The organism is Sulfitobacter sp. S223, assembly GCF_025143825.1.
In the GTDB taxonomy this organism is placed as follows: Bacteria; Pseudomonadota; Alphaproteobacteria; order Rhodobacterales; family Rhodobacteraceae; genus Sulfitobacter.
On the sequence record NZ_CP083560.1, the window covers coordinates 1,898,806 to 1,913,588 of the forward strand.

A 14,783-nucleotide genomic window follows, 5' to 3' on the forward strand; every position below is an offset into this window, starting at 1 on the left:
TTAACCGATCCTTCCGGTGATGTAGCTTTCGGTACGCGGGTCTTCGGGTGTGGTGAAAATCTTGTCCGTATCGCCGAACTCGACCAGATTGCCGAGGTGGAAAAAGGCGGTGCGCTGGCTGACCCGTGCGGCCTGCTGCATGGAGTGGGTGACGATAACGACTGAATAGTTCTGGCGCAGCTCGTCAATCAGCTCTTCCACCTGTGCGGTGGCAATCGGGTCCAACGCCGAACATGGTTCATCCATCAACAGAACCTCTGGCTCTGTTGCGACAGCGCGGGCGATGCACAGACGCTGCTGCTGGCCACCGGACAGTCCGGTGCCGGGTGCGTGTAGCCGGTCCTTGACCTCGTTCCAGATGGCCCCCCGTCGCAGGGCGCGTTCGACGATTTCGTCCAGCTCTGATTTGTTGCGCGCCAGCCCGTGAATACGGGGGCCGTAAGCCACGTTGTCATAGATGGACTTCGGGAACGGGTTCGGTTTCTGGAATACCATACCGACTTTGGCGCGCAGTTGTACCGGATCGACAGCGGGGTCATAGATGTCTTCGCCATCGATTAGAATTTTGCCTTCGACGCGGCAGATATCGATGGTATCGTTCATCCGGTTGATACAGCGCAGAAACGTCGATTTGCCACAGCCTGATGGTCCGATAAACGCGGTGACGGTCTTGTCCTCGATCTCGACGTTGACGTCTTTGATCGCGTGGTTGTCACCGTAGTAGACCTGTACGCCTGTGGCGGAAATTTTGGATTTATTGGCCACATGTGCCTCCAGAGTTTGTGTGTTGTCTCGCATGATCTTGCCTCTTACCAGCGCCGCTCGAAGCGACGGCGCAGCATGACCGCGACGAAGTTCATTGTAATCAGGAACACCAGCAGGATGATGATGCCACCCCAGGCGCGTTCATAAAAGGCAGGGTCCGCACGTTTGGCCCATTCGTAGATTTGTGCCGGCATGGCAGAGTTGGGGCTTAGCAAACCTTCGCTGATGCTTTCGGGACCGTTTGATGCGATAAAGCCGACCATCCCGATCAACAGCAGTGGCGCAGTCTCACCCAAAGCCTGCGCGAGACCGATGATCGTGCCTGTCAGAATACCAGGTGCCGCAAGCGGCAGCACGTGATGGAACACCGATTGCATCTTGGATGCACCCACACCAAGCGCCGCATCGCGGATCGACGGCGGCACGGATTTGAGTGACGCGCGGGTCGAGATGATGATCGTTGGCAGGGTCATCAAGGTCAGCACCAAACCACCCACCAGCGGGGCCGAGTTTGGCAGGTGCATGTAGTTGATAAAGACCGCAAGGCCAAGAATACCAAACACGATAGACGGCACCGCAGCGAGGTTCGAGATATTCACCTCGATGATATCGGTGATCAAATTCTTCGGCGCAAATTCTTCCAGATAGATAGAGGCTGCAACACCGACCGGCAGCGCAAGCGCCAGCACCACCAGCATCATCGCCAAAGATCCAACCATAGAGACCCCAAATCCGGCTGCCTCTGGTCGCGCATCAGAGCTGTCTGCACCGGTGATGAAAGCCAGATTGAATTTCTTTTCCAACACATCCGCAGCACGCAGCTGGTCCACCAGATCAAGCTGTTCGGCATTGATATTTTTGTCATTTGCGATGCTGTCACGGGTCACACGACCCTTGAGGTAACCGTCTACCCGCCCCGAGGCGAGAAAGTCGAAAGTGACAGTCTGCCCGATCAGCGTAGGATCAGCCAATACAGCGTCGCGCATCTGTGCTTCGGCGCCTTTGGACAGGATATCAGACATCGCCTTCGGCTTGAGGTCTGATGTGATTTCCGTTGTTTCGACCATTGTCTCAAAGGCATTTACCAGCAACGGTTTGTACCCGAAGGTCGATACCTTTTTGATGTCATTAATGTTCCGGTTGCCCTTTTTATCGATCTTGGCGGCGTCCAGTGTCACATCCAGCGTCAGGTAGGTCTGCTGGAACGCACCCGTTCCACGGCCGATGATCGTGGTCAGCAGGACCAACAGCATCAGCACACCGATACCGATGGCCAGCAGACCGTAGGCCTTAAAGCGTGCCTCGGCGCGGTTGCGCTTTACCGTGCGTGCGCCTTGTTTCAAAAGCGAAGAGTGGGTGGCGTCGGTCATTCGTATTGCTCCCGATATTTACGCACGATGTAGAGGGCGATGACGTTCAACCCCAGTGTCAGCACAAAGAGCGTGAGCCCCAGTGCAAAAGCCACCAGTGTCTCGGGGCTGGCAAAATCCGTATCGCCGGTCAGCTGGCTGACGATGCGGGTGGTGATCGTGGTCATTGCCTCAAACGGGTTGCCAGAGAAACGTGCAATTGCCCCTGCCCCAAGCACCACGATCATGGTCTCACCGATAGCGCGGGACGCCGCCAGCAAGATCGCGCCCACAATACCGGGAAGTGCTGCAGGCAGCACAACATTGCGGATCGTCTCGGACGGCGTTGCGCCCAGCCCGTAAGAGCCGTCGCGCAGGCTTTGCGGCACCGCGTTGATGATGTCATCACTCAGCGAGGACACAAAGGGGATCAGCATGATGCCCATCACCAGACCTGCGGTGATCACCGCCGTGGCACCTGCCATCAACGGATCGCCGCCGCGCAGACCTTCCATGCTCAGAACACCGCCGGCACCAAATACATCAACCAGAAATGGCCCAACTGTCAGCAGGGCAAACAGACCATAGACGATTGTTGGGATACCGGCGAGGATTTCCAGAAGTGGTTTTGCAATGGCCCGCAGCTTTGGCCCCGCATATTCACTGAGGTAAATCGCGGCAAAAAGGCCGATTGGCACAGCAACCAGCAGCGCAATGATCGAAATATACAGCGTGCCCCACAGTAGAGGCAGGATCGATAGTTCGCTGTTGCCACGGAAATTGGGGGCCCAGCTGTCTCCGAAAAAGAAATCCTTCCAAGGGTGCTGTGAAAAGAAGTTCATCGTTTCAAAGAGCATGGACAGGACGATCCCTACTGTCGTCAGGATGGCCAGCGATGCAGCAATTATCAAAAGTGCCAGCACACCACGCTCGACCACATTGCGGGCACGGAATTTCGGATCTGCCGCACGCACCGCAAAGGCCAAACCGGCAAGCGCAAGTACAATCACAACGGCGGCGCGGATCAGGCCCCAACGGGTTTCCAGCGCGCGCGCCCGCTCTGCCGCTGCAAGGACATAGGGTTCAACCTCTGATCCCAAAGCCACGCCAACCTCGGCGAGCGTGCCACGCAGGGTGGACGGATCATCGCGCAGCGCGTCGATCGCTTGTGCATCCAGCACCCCCTTAGACACGGCAGCGTCCAAACCTTCGGCAACGCGGTTCACATCACTCAGCGCAAGCGAAACTGTGCCGCTGCTTTGAGTGACGTCCGCAGGTAGCAATGGCAGGATGGAATTTTGGATTAGCATCGGCTGTGCCAACAACCAGATCACCAGCACGCCAAGCGCGGGAATGGCCGCAAACATCGCCGCTGTCATACCATAGTAGTTGGGCAGCGAGTGCAGACGTCTTGCATCGCCCCCTGCCCGTGCCATGGCCCGACCGCGCGCCACGACATATCCCGTAATGGCAATCGCAAGCACGATCAGGGTCAGGGTCATAGGGTTTTCGAGAAACGAAAAGGGCATAAAGTCTCCGCCGTGTGGGCGCCAATGGTGAGGGGCCGCCTTGGAAAAGCAGCCCCTCGGTCAATTTTACATCCGGACTTCGGCTCAGGAGCCGCTGCCCATGACAGCTTCGTTCATAACAGCGTCCTGAGTGTCTGTCAGTTCTGGATCGGATACCAGACCGTATTCGGCCAAGGGGCCATCCGGGCCGGCAATCTCGTCCGCTACGAAGAACTCAGCGAATTCTTTCACGCCTGGGATAACGCCGATGTGGGCTTTCTTGACGTAGAAGAACAGCGGGCGTGATACAGGGTATTCACCTGTCGAGATGCTCTCTGTCGAAGGCTCCACGCCGGACATTGTCGCAACCTGCAGCTTGTCTGTGTTGTTTTCGTAGAACGCCAGACCAAACACGCCGATGCCGTCTTTGTTGCTTTCAATACGGGCCAGCGTTTCTGTGTAATCGCCATCGATATCGACGGATTTACCATCGGTGCGCAGCGCGATGCAGGCTTTTTCCGCGGCTTTTTTGTCGTCTTCCATGGATGCTTTGAAGACTTCGAAATCGCCTGTTTCTTCACAACCCTCAAGGATCACCTTGTCTTCGAACACTTCGCGTGTGCCGTGCTTTGTGCCCGGTACGTAGGCCTGGATCGGCTGCGCAGGGAACGCGGGGTTCACTTCGTTCCACATTGTGTATGGGTTGTCGACGACCTTGCCGTCTACGACCACCTTTGCGGACAGGGCTTTGTACCAGTCAACGGGCGTGAATTCGAATGAGTTGCCGTTGATGTCGGATGCGAAAACGATCCCGTCATAGCCGATGCGAACTTCGATGATGTCTGTCACACCGTTGGCGGCACATGCTTCGATTTCCTTGTCGCGGATCTGGCGCGATGCGTTTGCGATGTCGATGGTGTTTTCGCCAACACCTTCACAGAAACGCTTGAGACCGGCAGAGGAGCCGCCTGATTCAACGACTGGTGTCGGGAAGTCAAAGTTTTCGCCAAATGCTTCGGCTACGATGGACGCGTATGGCAGAACAGTGGAGGAGCCCGCCACCTGAACCTGATCGCGTGCGGCAGCAGCTGTTGCGGATACGGCCGCAATGGCCAGCGCGGATGTTGTGAGTTTTGCGAAAGACATGGTGTCTCCTGTCAGTAGTCGGTTGCAATCACCCCCATGGTGATATTGATCCCGACCTAAGTCTGCGATGCAAACCTTTTGTGACAGGTTCGTTACAGTTTTATGACAACCGGCAATTTGCTGTCATAATTTTTGTGACAAACCTTATTCGAGCGGCAAAAGCACCTTGAATTCAGATCCTTGGCCGGGCTCGGACGTAATCTTGATACGGGCGCGGTGGCGGTTGAGAATGTGTTTAACGATCGCCAGACCCAATCCTGTACCGCCCAGTTCGCGGCTGCGGTGTTCGTCAGCCCGATAGAACCGCTCTGTCAGGCGCGGCAAATGCTGGGGCGCGATGCCGGGACCCTCGTCGCGCACGGATAACACCAGTCCCCGTGCGCGCAGCGCTTGTACATGCTCTTCCACGCTTAACGAAACATAGACCCGCTTGCCTTTGCCGCCGTATTTGATCGCGTTCTCTATGAGGTTGGTACAGACTTGAACAAGCTGGTCGCGGTCAGCCCGCATCATGACCGGATCTGACGGAAGGTCCGAGATCAACGTGACATCGGCATCCATGGCCAACGGCGTGAGTGTTCGCAACGTCATGGCGACGATACTGGACACATCCACTTCTGCGTCAGGTCGCACACGCTCTTCCGCTTCTACGCGGCTCAAAGAAAGCAGATCACCCACAAGCCGGTTCATCCGCTCGGTTTCTTTGCTCATGATCTCAAGAAAGCGACCGCGCGCTTTTGCATCGTCACGCGCAGCGCCGCGCAGGGTTTCGATAAAACCCATCAGCGCCGTCAGAGGTGTGCGCAGCTCGTGGCTTACGTTAGCGATAAAGTCACGCCGCATCTGGCCTGCGGCTGTGACCGCCGTGATATCCTGAAAAGACAACAGCGCGATGCCGGTCTTGCCCACCGGACTGACCGACACCGTATAGGTCGTATCAATCCCGTTTTCCCGTGTCAGATACTCGGCCGTGGTTTGTGATCCGTTAGCAAGGCATTTCTCGACAGCCTCAACAACGGATGGCTGGCGCAGAACCGTGATGAAATGCCGACCCTGTGCAGGCATGCCCAGCAATTGCTGGGCCGCATGGTTCAGGGTGATGATCTGCTCTGTTGCGCCAATGGCCAGCGCAGGCACCGGCAGCGCCGCAATCACCTCGCTCACAGGCAGGGGCGTTGTCACTGGTTCAAACTTCCTTGAGATCAGCGGCAAAACGGGCCGCGTTTTGCTGGTAATGCAGGGCGCTTGCGGTCAGGGCCTGTATCGCCTTTTCATCCAGTGTTCGCACCACTTTTCCCGGTGCGCCCATGACCAGACTACCATCAGGAATGACCTTGTTTTCCGTGATCAAGGCCCCTGCCCCGATCAAGCAGTTCTTGCCAATTTTGGCCCCGTTCAAAATGGTCGCGCCCATCCCGATCAAGGAGTTGTCGTCGATCGTACAGCCGTGCAGCATGACCTTGTGGCCAATGGTGCAGTTCGTGCCGATCGTCAGCGGAAAGCCAAGATCAGTATGGAACACACAGTTTTCCTGCACGTTCGATCCGGCCCCAACAGTGATCAGCTCATTGTCGCCCCGAAGCGTGCAGCCGAACCAAACCGAGGCCTTTTCCTCCAGTACTACATTTCCGATCACATTTGCATCGGGTGCGACCCATGCATCGGCGGCAATTTTTGGCGTTTTGTCGGCAAGGGCGTAAATGGTCATGTCAGATCCTCGAATTCAGATTGCAGGCGGCGCGCGATGGCGCTTAGTTCGGGCTGTTGCGTCCGTTTGAGCCGCTCCGCCTTGATGATGGTCTTCAACTTTTCTTCTGTCGCGTCCAGATCATCGTTTACCAGAACGTAATCGTATCCGTCCCAGTGGCTGATCTCATCCCAGCTTTTTTGCATGCGTTTGGTGATGGTGTCTGTATCGTCCTGACCACGGTTCACCAGCCTGCGATGAAGTTCGCTGATGGAGGGCGGCAGGATGAAGATCGACAGGGTATAAAGCCCCAGAGGAGAGTTCCGGATTTGCTGCGCGCCCTGCCAGTCGATGTCAAAAAGGACGTCATTGCCGGCCTCGATCCCTTTTTCGACAGGTCCTTTCGGCGAGCCGTAGAAATTGCCAAAGACGTGGGCGTGCTCCAGCATTTCACCTTCAGACACCCATTTGCGAAACGTCTCTTCGTTCACAAACAGATAGTCTTTTCCGTCGACCTCACCTTCGCGCGGCGGGCGCGTGGTGGCCGAGACCGAAAAGCTTAGGGTATCGTCCCACACCATCAACCGCTTCGCGAGTGTGGATTTGCCCGCGCCCGAAGGCGAAGACAGGATAATCAAAAGACCGCGCCGGTTGCTCATAGTTTACTCCACATTCTGTACTTGTTCACGCAACTGGTCGATCACGGCCTTAAGGGCCAGTCCGACGCGTGTGAGGTCGCTGTTTTGCGCCTTGGCGCAAAGCGTGTTCGCCTCTCTGTTGAATTCCTGCATCAAGAAATCCAGTTTGCGCCCGACAGGGCCGTCGCCTGCCAACAAAGCCTCTGCAGCGGCAACGTGCGCGACCAAACGGTCAATTTCTTCGGTGATGTCTGCCTTTACCGCTATAAGGGCCAGTTCAGCTGCAATGCGGTCAGGTTCGATCCCGTCGAGGTTGTCCATGACGCGCGCCAGATTGCGGCGCATCAACTCTTCAGTTTGGGCATTGCGGGCCTGCGCCAACGCGGCCGCTTCGGCAGTAAGCGCGCTGATCTGGGAAAGCTGATCGCGTAGGACCCCTTCCAGCGCGGCCCCTTCAGAAATGCGCATCGCATTGAAATCGGACAGAACCGCGTCAAATTCGGCCAACAGCGCCTTGGCCAATGCTTCATTGTCATCTTCTGTTACGGTTTGCTCAAGCACACCGCGCATAGTGACAATATCGGTGGCCTTGGAGGGCGCAAGCGAAACGCCTGCATCCATCGCCGCTGCCTCGATCCGGCCAAGAGCGTCAAGCACTGTGGTTAGTTGGCTTTCGTTCACTGTCAGGCCGCCACTGCTTTCCTCGCGGTTCACGCGCAGGCCCAAGGTGACATTTCCCCGCGCAACGCCCGCACTCAACGCGGCGCGCAGGCCGGCCTCAAGGCCCGGTATCCAGTCCGGGACACGGATGCGCAGATCAAGCCCTTTGCCATTAACCGCGCGCAATTCCCAGCCCCAGCTATGTGGTGCCAGCGAACCGCTTTTTGCGGCAAAACCCGTCATGGACCTGATCATCTGCACGCACCCTTTCAAAATCTGTCTGGGTCCGGAATAGGTTTTTTTCCCCCTTATCTGCAAGCCCCATCCGACTGATAAGGCCCTGAGGCGTAGAAATGGGCCGTTAACCTATATGACTGAATTATGACCAATAAGAGGCAAATCGTGCTAATTTGCTCTAGTCACAGAACGTGTCCTTTGGTCATTCCATCGCTTTTCCAGCGCTCAAGCGCGGAAATCCGCCGTTACACCCAAGCCACCTGATCCGAATGAGAGCTTTAATGGACAACTTAATTAAAACCACGCAAAATGTTGTCACTATGTCTGACTATCAGCAACACAGCGGATATGCCCCACTCGCGATTGTCGAGGCCTATTGGGATGCTCTGCGCGCAGGTCGTGAAATGCCCAAACGCGCGGAGATCGATCCGCGCGGGATAGAAAGTGCGTTACCTTATTCCTTTATCCTTGAACGTGTGGCGCCGGGCGTTGCACGTATGCGGATTGCCGGCAGTCATTTGCATGACATCATGGGGATGGAAGCCCGCGGGATGCCGCTTACCTCATTCTTCGAACAAGATGCCCGAACCCGCGTGGCGGGACTGTTAGAGGAAGTGTTCCAGACCCCCGGAACTGCCGAAGTGATGATGTATTCAACAGCCGGTTTGGGAAAACCGGCGTTGGATGCGCGGATGGTTCTGCTGCCTCTTAAAAGCGATCTGGGCGATGTGAGCCGCATTCTGGGCTGCATTGTCTGTCCGGGGGATTTGGGCGCAGTGCCACGCCGGTTTGACCTTCGGGACATCAACTTTAGCAGTCTGGGTCGTGCCCACCAAAAACCGCAGGCCGTTCAATCCGAGATGGCCGCTGACGGGTTTGCGGAGGAACAAAGAGGTTTTACCGGCGAAAGCGGCGCGCATCCCAAAAACCGCCCGCCCTACCTGCGTCTTGTTGTATCCGACGAATAATCTTCGGATGCACAGAGAGAGACAGGGCGCGAACGCCCTGCCTTTTTACCTTAACCTGCTTCTTGTGCCGCAGCTTTGTCGCGGCGTGCTGACAGTTCTTCGGCCACCAAGAACGCCAGCTCCAAAGACTGGCTTGCGTTGAGGCGCGGATCACAGGCTGTGTGATAGCGATCTGACAGATCTTCGTCAGAAACTGCCCGAACGCCGCCTGTGCATTCGGTCACATCCTGACCGGTCATCTCGAAATGTACGCCGCCAGGCACGGTGCCTTCTGCAGCATGCACAGCAAAGAATTCACGCACTTCGCGCAAAACGCTCTCGAAGGGGCGTGTTTTGTAACCGGTGGACGACTTGATGGTGTTGCCATGCATTGGATCACAGGTCCAAACCACATTTGCGCCTTCTTCGCGCACAGCTTGGATCAGGCGCGGCAGATGATCGCTCACAGCACCCGCACCAAAGCGCGCGATCAGCGTCAGACGGCCCTCTTCGTTGTGCGGGTTGAGCTTTTTCATCAGCTTTTTGAGATCGTCCGCTTCCATCGTCGGGCCGCATTTCAGACCGATCGGGTTTTGCACACCGGAGGCGAACTCCACATGCGCGCCGTCCGGCTGGCGTGTCCGGTCGCCTATCCATAGCATGTGGCCTGAACCTGCGAGCCACTTACCTGTCTCGGCTTCCTGACGACAAAGCGCTTCTTCGTATTCAAGAAGCAGTGATTCATGGCTGGTGTAGAACTCAACCGATTGCAGCGTGTGCGCGGTGTCGGATGTCACACCGGCAGCGGCCATGAAATCCAGCGTGTCGGAAATGCGTGTGGCGACATCGCGGTATTTTGCAGCCTTTTCACCATCGGTAAAGCCAAGGGTCCAGCCGTGCACTTTGTGAACATCCGCATACCCACCGGTCGAGAACGCACGCAGCAGGTTTAGCGTTGCGGCTGCCTGTGTGTAGGCACGCATCATGTTCTCGGGGTTTGGAATCCGCGATTCTGGCGTGAAGGCAAGATCGTTGATGATGTCACCGCGGTAGCTTGGCAACTCCACTCCGCCGATCGTCTCGGTGTTGGCCGAGCGTGGCTTTGCGAACTGCCCTGCCATGCGACCAACCTTGATCACGGGCACTTTTGCGCCATAGGTCAGGACAACAGCCATCTGCAGCATCACCTTGAAGGTGTCGCGGATCATGTCGGATGAGAACTGTTCGAAGCTTTCGGCGCAATCACCGCCCTGCAACAAGAAGGCCTCGCCACGTCCTGCAGCAGCCAGATGCTTGCGCAGACGCCGTGCCTCACCGGCAAAAACAAGAACCGGATATCGGGACAGCTGCGCCTCTACCGCTTCCAGCGCTTGCTGGTCGGGGTAGTCTGGCATTTGAATCCGTGGCAAACTGCGCCAGCTTGATTTGCTCCAGTCGGTCATATCTTGTCTCCGGTCGTTGGCGGTTGCGCGCATTATGTTGGCGCAAACGCTGGGTCAGACGGTACCTATACAAAACATGACCCACAGTGACCATAACCCATTTGTATGCTTGACGTTGGTTTTATCCTCATGCCCTAGTGGCGCACCAAAAATACCGTAACCCTCCTAACCCGGGAGCCGCCTATATGGCCAAAGCGCCGCACGCACAACGCATCCCTGAAAATCCGGACAAACCGCACAGGTTTGTATTCGTGCTGTTGGACAATTTCAGTCTGCTCTGTTTTTCGACTGCGATCGAAAGTTTGCGTATTGCCAACAGGATGGCTGGCCGTCCCTTGTACGAATGGGTGCTTATTGGTGAAGGCGGCGTACAAGCGGTTTGTTCCGCAGGAACAGTGTTCCAGCTTGACCATGACTTGATTGATATGACCCGCGATGACACAATTATGGTGTGTGGCGGTATTGATGTGCAAAAGGCCACCAGCAAGAAGGTTTTGTCATGGCTGCGCCGCGAAGCGCGTAAGGGCCTGATGATCGGCGGTCTGTGCACTGCTGCTTATTCACTGGCCAAAGCAGGTTTGCTCGACGGGCGCCGCGCCACAATCCATTGGGAGAATCAGGACAGTTTCGGAGAAGAATTCGAGGATGTGATCCTGACCAAATCGGTCTTTGTGGTGGATAATAACCGGATGACAACCGCGGGTGGGACGTCTTCGATTGATCTGATGCTGAAAATTATCGCAGATGAACAAGGTGAGGATCTGGCCAACGCGGTAGCAGACCAGCTGATCTATAGCTCGATCCGGACAGATCAGGACACACAGCGTCTGTCTGTGCCGACCCGCATTGGTGTGCGTCATCCCAAGCTTAGTCAGGTCATCCAGATTATGGAGGCCAATATTGAAGAGCCCATAAGCCCTTCAATCCTTGCGCAAGATGTCGGCATGTCCACGCGACAGTTGGAGCGTCTTTTCCGCAGGTATCTGAACCGGAGCCCAAAACGCTATTACATGGAGCTTCGACTGCAAAAAGCGCGCAACCTGTTGATGCAGACGGATATGAGTGTGATCAACGTGGCGCTGGCCTGTGGGTTTGCATCGCCGTCGCATTTCTCGAAATGTTATCGGGCGCATTATGATACGACCCCATACCGAGAACGTGGCAGTCACGCGGCACGCCTGTCGATTTGAGGTTGTCTGGCGGGATTGCTTTGATCATTTCAGCGTTAGTGACAAGGCGACTTTTGGCCGGACTGGTGGTTTCGCGCCCTCTACCCTTTATGGCCTGCTGCACCATGCGGTGAAAGCAACCTTGATCATCATCGGGGCGCGCAGCTGCTTAGCCTGCCCCGAAATTGGTTTGGCAACGGGGCCGTTGATCTATGATGCATGGTACATGGGCCGCGCGGGACAGAGCGGCTGCGCGGTCGGCCATCACGTTAGAGCGTACCCTGACTAATGCGCGTCCCCTTCCCCAATCAATAACCGGTTTGCCCGATGTGTTGCGTGTGCAGAGATTGGCACAGGACATACTTCCGGTCCCGTCATCAGATGCAAGACGATTCAGTCGGATTGCCTATGACGCGACGGCAGCTTTGTGATCTCGGGAAAAAAGCGCAGAACACGCGAAAATAGCGCGATAATTCACTGTTGGTATCGTCAAAACAGGCCGTTTTTACCGAAAAAATCTGCTTCTCTTTTTAGCAGACGCCGCATAGGCTACGCACCGAACGTTACGTTCCAACATGGGAGAACCAAATGAAAAAGATGCTTATGGCCACAACGGCTGCAGCACTTGTCGCTACCGGCGCTTTCGCCGACGGCCACGCAAAAGAAGTTAAACTCGGAATCATCTTCGGCTTCACAGGCCCGATTGAATCCCTGACAGGTCCAATGGCATCTGGTGCCGAAATGGCCGTCAACGAAGTATCCGAAAGCGGTATGCTGATGGATGGCGCCAAGGTCACTGCAATGCGCGTTGACTCAGGCTGTATCGACAACGGTCTGGCTGTGTCCAACGCCGAACGTCTGATCGCTGATGGCGTGTCCGGCATTGTTGGTGCGGATTGCTCCGGTGTGACCGGTGCTGTGCTGCAGAACGTCGCCATTCCGAACGGCATGGTCATGATCTCTCCGTCCGCCACATCCCCCGGTCTGACCACAATGGAAGACAACGGCCTGTTTTTCCGCACGTCTCCTTCTGACGCGCGTGAAGGCGAAGTCATGGCGGAAATCCTGCAAGAGCGTGGCGTGAAATCCATCGCTCTGACCTATACAAACAACGACTACGGCAAAGGTCTGGCAGACGCGATCGAATCCTCGTTCAAGGCGCTGGGCGGCGAAGTGACAATTGTTGCCGCGCATGAAGACGGCAAAGCGGATTATTCGGCCGAAGTTGGCGCGCTTGCCTCTGCTGGCGGTGATATCCTTGTTGTTGCAGGCTACCTTGACCAAGGCGGCGCCGGCATCATCAAAGCGGCACTGGACGCAGGCGCATGGGAACAGTTCGGTCTGCCCGGCGGCATGATCGGTGACAACCTGCCCGAAACAATCGGGCCTGACCTTGATGGTTCTTACGGCCAGATTGCAGGCAGCGAAGGTGAAGGCATCGAGGCATTCTCGAAGATGGCCGAAGCTGGTGGCTTTGACGGCACCTCGCCTTACACACCAGAAAGCTATGATGCAGCAGCCCTGCTGTTGTTGGCCATGCAGGCGTCCGGTTCCATGGATCCGGCAGTCTACAAGGAAAAGATCCTCGACGTGGCGAACGCCCCCGGCGAAAAGATCTATCCCGGCGAGCTGGGCAAAGCGCTTGAGTTGATCAAAGCAGGTACAGACGTCGACTATGTTGGTGCGTCTGCGGTCGAGCTGATCGGACCTGGCGAATCCGCTGGTTCTTACCGCATGATCGAAGTTAAAGACGGCAAGAATGAAACCGTCGGTTTCAAATAAGCCAGTCGCCTGAACGGGCATAACAACAAGACAGCCCGGGGCATGCCTCGGGCTGTTTTCACACCGGATCAACCCCGCGCATAGATGCGGGGAGCCACGCACACGGGGATAAAACATATGATCGTCGTTGACGATTTACACAAACATTTCGGCGGCTTCCATGCTGTGGACGGCGCAAGCCTGACCATCGAAGAAGGTTCTATCACTGGCTTGATCGGTCCGAATGGCGCTGGAAAAACCACTCTTTTCAACGTGATCGCGGGCGTTCTTCAACCGACTTCCGGTCGCGTGACCATGGCGGGCGAAGACATCACCGGCCTGCCGCCGCATACCCTCTTCCACAAAGGCCTTTTGCGCACCTTCCAGATCGCACATGAATTCCATTCGATGACCTGTCGTGAGAACCTGATGATGGTGCCGGGTGGACAATCGGGTGAGACACTGTGGAACACGTGGTTTGGCCGCAAACGGATCGCCGACGAAGAGCGCGCGTTGCGCGCGAAGGCGGATGAAGTTCTGGAGTTTCTGACCGTTGAGCATTTGGCGGATCAGAAAGCAGGCCAAATTTCGGGCGGGCAGAAAAAGCTGTTGGAGCTTGGACGCACCATGATGGTGGATGCCAAGATCGTGTTTCTTGACGAAGTAGGCGCCGGTGTGAACCGCACCCTTCTCAACACCATCGGCGACGCTATTCTGCGCCTCAACAAAGAGCGCGGCTATACTTTCGTGGTGATTGAACACGACATGGATTTCATTGGCCGCCTCTGCGATCCGGTGATCTGCATGGCCGAAGGTCGCGTGCTGGCGCAAGGTACACTGGCCGAGATCAAAGCCAATGAGCAGGTGATCGAAGCCTATCTTGGTACAGGTCTCAAAAACAAAGAACAGGTCGGCGCGTGATACGGAATTATGCGTTCGTCGGGGCAACCTTGCTTGCGATGGCCGGCCCGGTGCAGGCCGCCGGAGAATCCTGTGCGGCCACCCGTACCGGGCTTGAGCTGTGCTATGACGGGCCACTGCCGCATAAGGTCGTCAAGACCGCCGCAGGCTTTCATGTGACGGTCGGCGATATGCATGACAAGTTGATCGGTGGGACAAAATGGCCGAACAGCAAATGGGAAGACCTGCCGCCCGAGACTATTCTTGAAGAATATCTCAATGTACAGAAGAAGTTAGCCAAGAACACTGCAAGCTACCGCTTCGTATCATATGGCCAATCCGTCACCGGACAGTATTCTTCCGCAGTCTCTGTTCTTCTGCCAAAGCGCCGGTGGTTTGGCCTGCTCCCTCCCTTTGACTATCTCCGGCCCGTCGTCGTGAGCCATACCTATGTCGATGGGCAGATCTTTTATCTATCGTCTAAAGCAAATGCAGATGCCAAGGCTGAAGACATCGTCGCCCAACGGCGGCAGATACTCGCCATGCTCCGCAAGACCAGCAAGGAAAATTAATA

Annotated in this window: 14 protein-coding genes; 5 read left to right on the forward strand and 9 right to left on the reverse strand. The window is 56.2% G+C overall.

The window, feature by feature from the left end; all coding sequences use genetic code 11:
* The 8 genes from pstB to K3757_RS09180 all read right to left on the reverse strand — a co-directional run bounded on the left by pstB (position 1) and on the right by K3757_RS09180 (position 8,008).
* Positions 1-798, reverse strand: coding sequence for a phosphate ABC transporter ATP-binding protein PstB (pstB, locus tag K3757_RS09145; protein WP_260001155.1), 798 nt, complete (start codon positions 796-798; stop codon positions 1-3).
* Positions 799-809: 11 nt separating this feature from the next.
* On the reverse strand, positions 810-2,135 hold the full coding sequence (gene pstA, locus K3757_RS09150) for a phosphate ABC transporter permease PstA (protein ID WP_260001156.1): 1,326 nt from the start codon (positions 2,133-2,135) through the stop codon (positions 810-812).
* Positions 2,132-3,643 (reverse strand): phosphate ABC transporter permease subunit PstC, encoded by a 1,512-nt coding sequence (pstC, locus tag K3757_RS09155; protein WP_260001157.1) that lies wholly within the window; start codon positions 3,641-3,643, stop codon positions 2,132-2,134. Before pstC ends, pstA begins: the two co-directional genes overlap by 4 nt.
* Before the next feature lie 84 nt (positions 3,644-3,727).
* Positions 3,728-4,768 carry a substrate-binding domain-containing protein gene (locus tag K3757_RS09160; RefSeq protein ID WP_259994865.1) on the reverse strand — a complete coding sequence of 347 codons (1,041 nt, stop codon included), beginning with the start codon at positions 4,766-4,768 and terminating at the stop codon, positions 3,728-3,730.
* A gap of 144 nt (positions 4,769-4,912) precedes the next feature.
* A complete protein-coding gene (locus tag K3757_RS09165) occupies positions 4,913-5,950 on the reverse strand; it encodes an ATP-binding protein (RefSeq protein WP_259994867.1) in 1,038 nt (345 codons plus the stop codon).
* A gap of 4 nt (positions 5,951-5,954) precedes the next feature.
* Positions 5,955-6,476 (reverse strand): gamma carbonic anhydrase family protein, encoded by a 522-nt coding sequence (locus K3757_RS09170; protein ID WP_259994869.1) that lies wholly within the window; start codon positions 6,474-6,476, stop codon positions 5,955-5,957.
* Complete coding sequence (gene gmk, locus K3757_RS09175) at positions 6,473-7,114, reverse strand: guanylate kinase (protein ID WP_259994871.1); 642 nt, start codon at positions 7,112-7,114, stop codon at positions 6,473-6,475. Before gmk ends, K3757_RS09170 begins: the two co-directional genes overlap by 4 nt.
* Positions 7,115-7,117: 3 nt before the next feature.
* Entirely contained in the window at positions 7,118-8,008 is an 891-nt protein-coding gene (locus tag K3757_RS09180) for a YicC/YloC family endoribonuclease (RefSeq protein WP_259994872.1), read from the reverse strand.
* Positions 8,009-8,271: 263 nt separating this feature from the next.
* On the opposite strand from K3757_RS09180, the gene K3757_RS09185 reads away from it, so the two are divergent.
* Positions 8,272-8,958 (forward strand): PAS domain-containing protein, encoded by a 687-nt coding sequence (locus K3757_RS09185; RefSeq protein ID WP_259994873.1) that lies wholly within the window; start codon positions 8,272-8,274, stop codon positions 8,956-8,958.
* A gap of 50 nt (positions 8,959-9,008) precedes the next feature.
* Here K3757_RS09185 and K3757_RS09190 read toward each other — a convergent pair whose 3' ends face one another.
* Positions 9,009-10,379, reverse strand: a complete 1,371-nt coding sequence (locus K3757_RS09190; RefSeq protein WP_259994875.1) for a class II 3-deoxy-7-phosphoheptulonate synthase — start codon at positions 10,377-10,379, stop codon at positions 9,009-9,011.
* Positions 10,380-10,564: 185 nt separating this feature from the next.
* Here K3757_RS09190 and K3757_RS09195 point away from each other — a divergent pair, with 185 nt between their 5' ends.
* The 4 genes from K3757_RS09195 (at position 10,565) to K3757_RS09210 (ending at position 14,781) form a co-directional block, all read left to right on the forward strand.
* Positions 10,565-11,569 carry a GlxA family transcriptional regulator gene (locus K3757_RS09195; protein WP_259994878.1) on the forward strand — a complete coding sequence of 335 codons (1,005 nt, stop codon included), beginning with the start codon at positions 10,565-10,567 and terminating at the stop codon, positions 11,567-11,569.
* A gap of 567 nt (positions 11,570-12,136) precedes the next feature.
* Positions 12,137-13,330, forward strand: a complete 1,194-nt coding sequence (locus tag K3757_RS09200; protein WP_259994880.1) for an ABC transporter substrate-binding protein — start codon at positions 12,137-12,139, stop codon at positions 13,328-13,330.
* Positions 13,331-13,447: 117 nt separating this feature from the next.
* Positions 13,448-14,230, forward strand: coding sequence for an ABC transporter ATP-binding protein (locus tag K3757_RS09205; RefSeq protein ID WP_259994883.1), 783 nt, complete (start codon positions 13,448-13,450; stop codon positions 14,228-14,230).
* Positions 14,231-14,259: 29 nt separating this feature from the next.
* Entirely contained in the window at positions 14,260-14,781 is a 522-nt protein-coding gene (locus K3757_RS09210) for a hypothetical protein (protein WP_259994885.1), read from the forward strand.
* The last annotated feature ends 2 nt before the right edge of the window (positions 14,782-14,783 follow it).

What these genes read in the sequence shown, in the direction of transcription:
- K3757_RS09180 (WP_259994872.1), bottom strand. Translation starts at nt 8,008, where the DNA reads ATGATCAGGTCCATGACGGGTTTTGCCGCAAAAAGCGGTTCGCTGGCA.
- K3757_RS09190 (WP_259994875.1), bottom strand. Translation starts at nt 10,379, where the DNA reads ATGACCGACTGGAGCAAATCAAGCTGGCGCAGTTTGCCACGGATTCAA.
- K3757_RS09200 (WP_259994880.1), top strand. Translation starts at nt 12,137, where the DNA reads ATGAAAAAGATGCTTATGGCCACAACGGCTGCAGCACTTGTCGCTACC.
- pstA (WP_260001156.1), bottom strand. Translation starts at nt 2,135, where the DNA reads ATGACCGACGCCACCCACTCTTCGCTTTTGAAACAAGGCGCACGCACG.
- gmk (WP_259994871.1), bottom strand. Translation starts at nt 7,114, where the DNA reads ATGAGCAACCGGCGCGGTCTTTTGATTATCCTGTCTTCGCCTTCGGGC.
- K3757_RS09160 (WP_259994865.1), bottom strand. Translation starts at nt 4,768, where the DNA reads ATGTCTTTCGCAAAACTCACAACATCCGCGCTGGCCATTGCGGCCGTA.
- K3757_RS09205 (WP_259994883.1), top strand. Translation starts at nt 13,448, where the DNA reads ATGATCGTCGTTGACGATTTACACAAACATTTCGGCGGCTTCCATGCT.
- K3757_RS09170 (WP_259994869.1), bottom strand. Translation starts at nt 6,476, where the DNA reads ATGACCATTTACGCCCTTGCCGACAAAACGCCAAAAATTGCCGCCGAT.
- K3757_RS09185 (WP_259994873.1), top strand. Translation starts at nt 8,272, where the DNA reads ATGGACAACTTAATTAAAACCACGCAAAATGTTGTCACTATGTCTGAC.
- pstB (WP_260001155.1), bottom strand. Translation starts at nt 798, where the DNA reads ATGCGAGACAACACACAAACTCTGGAGGCACATGTGGCCAATAAATCC.
- K3757_RS09195 (WP_259994878.1), top strand. Translation starts at nt 10,565, where the DNA reads ATGGCCAAAGCGCCGCACGCACAACGCATCCCTGAAAATCCGGACAAA.
- pstC (WP_260001157.1), bottom strand. Translation starts at nt 3,643, where the DNA reads ATGCCCTTTTCGTTTCTCGAAAACCCTATGACCCTGACCCTGATCGTG.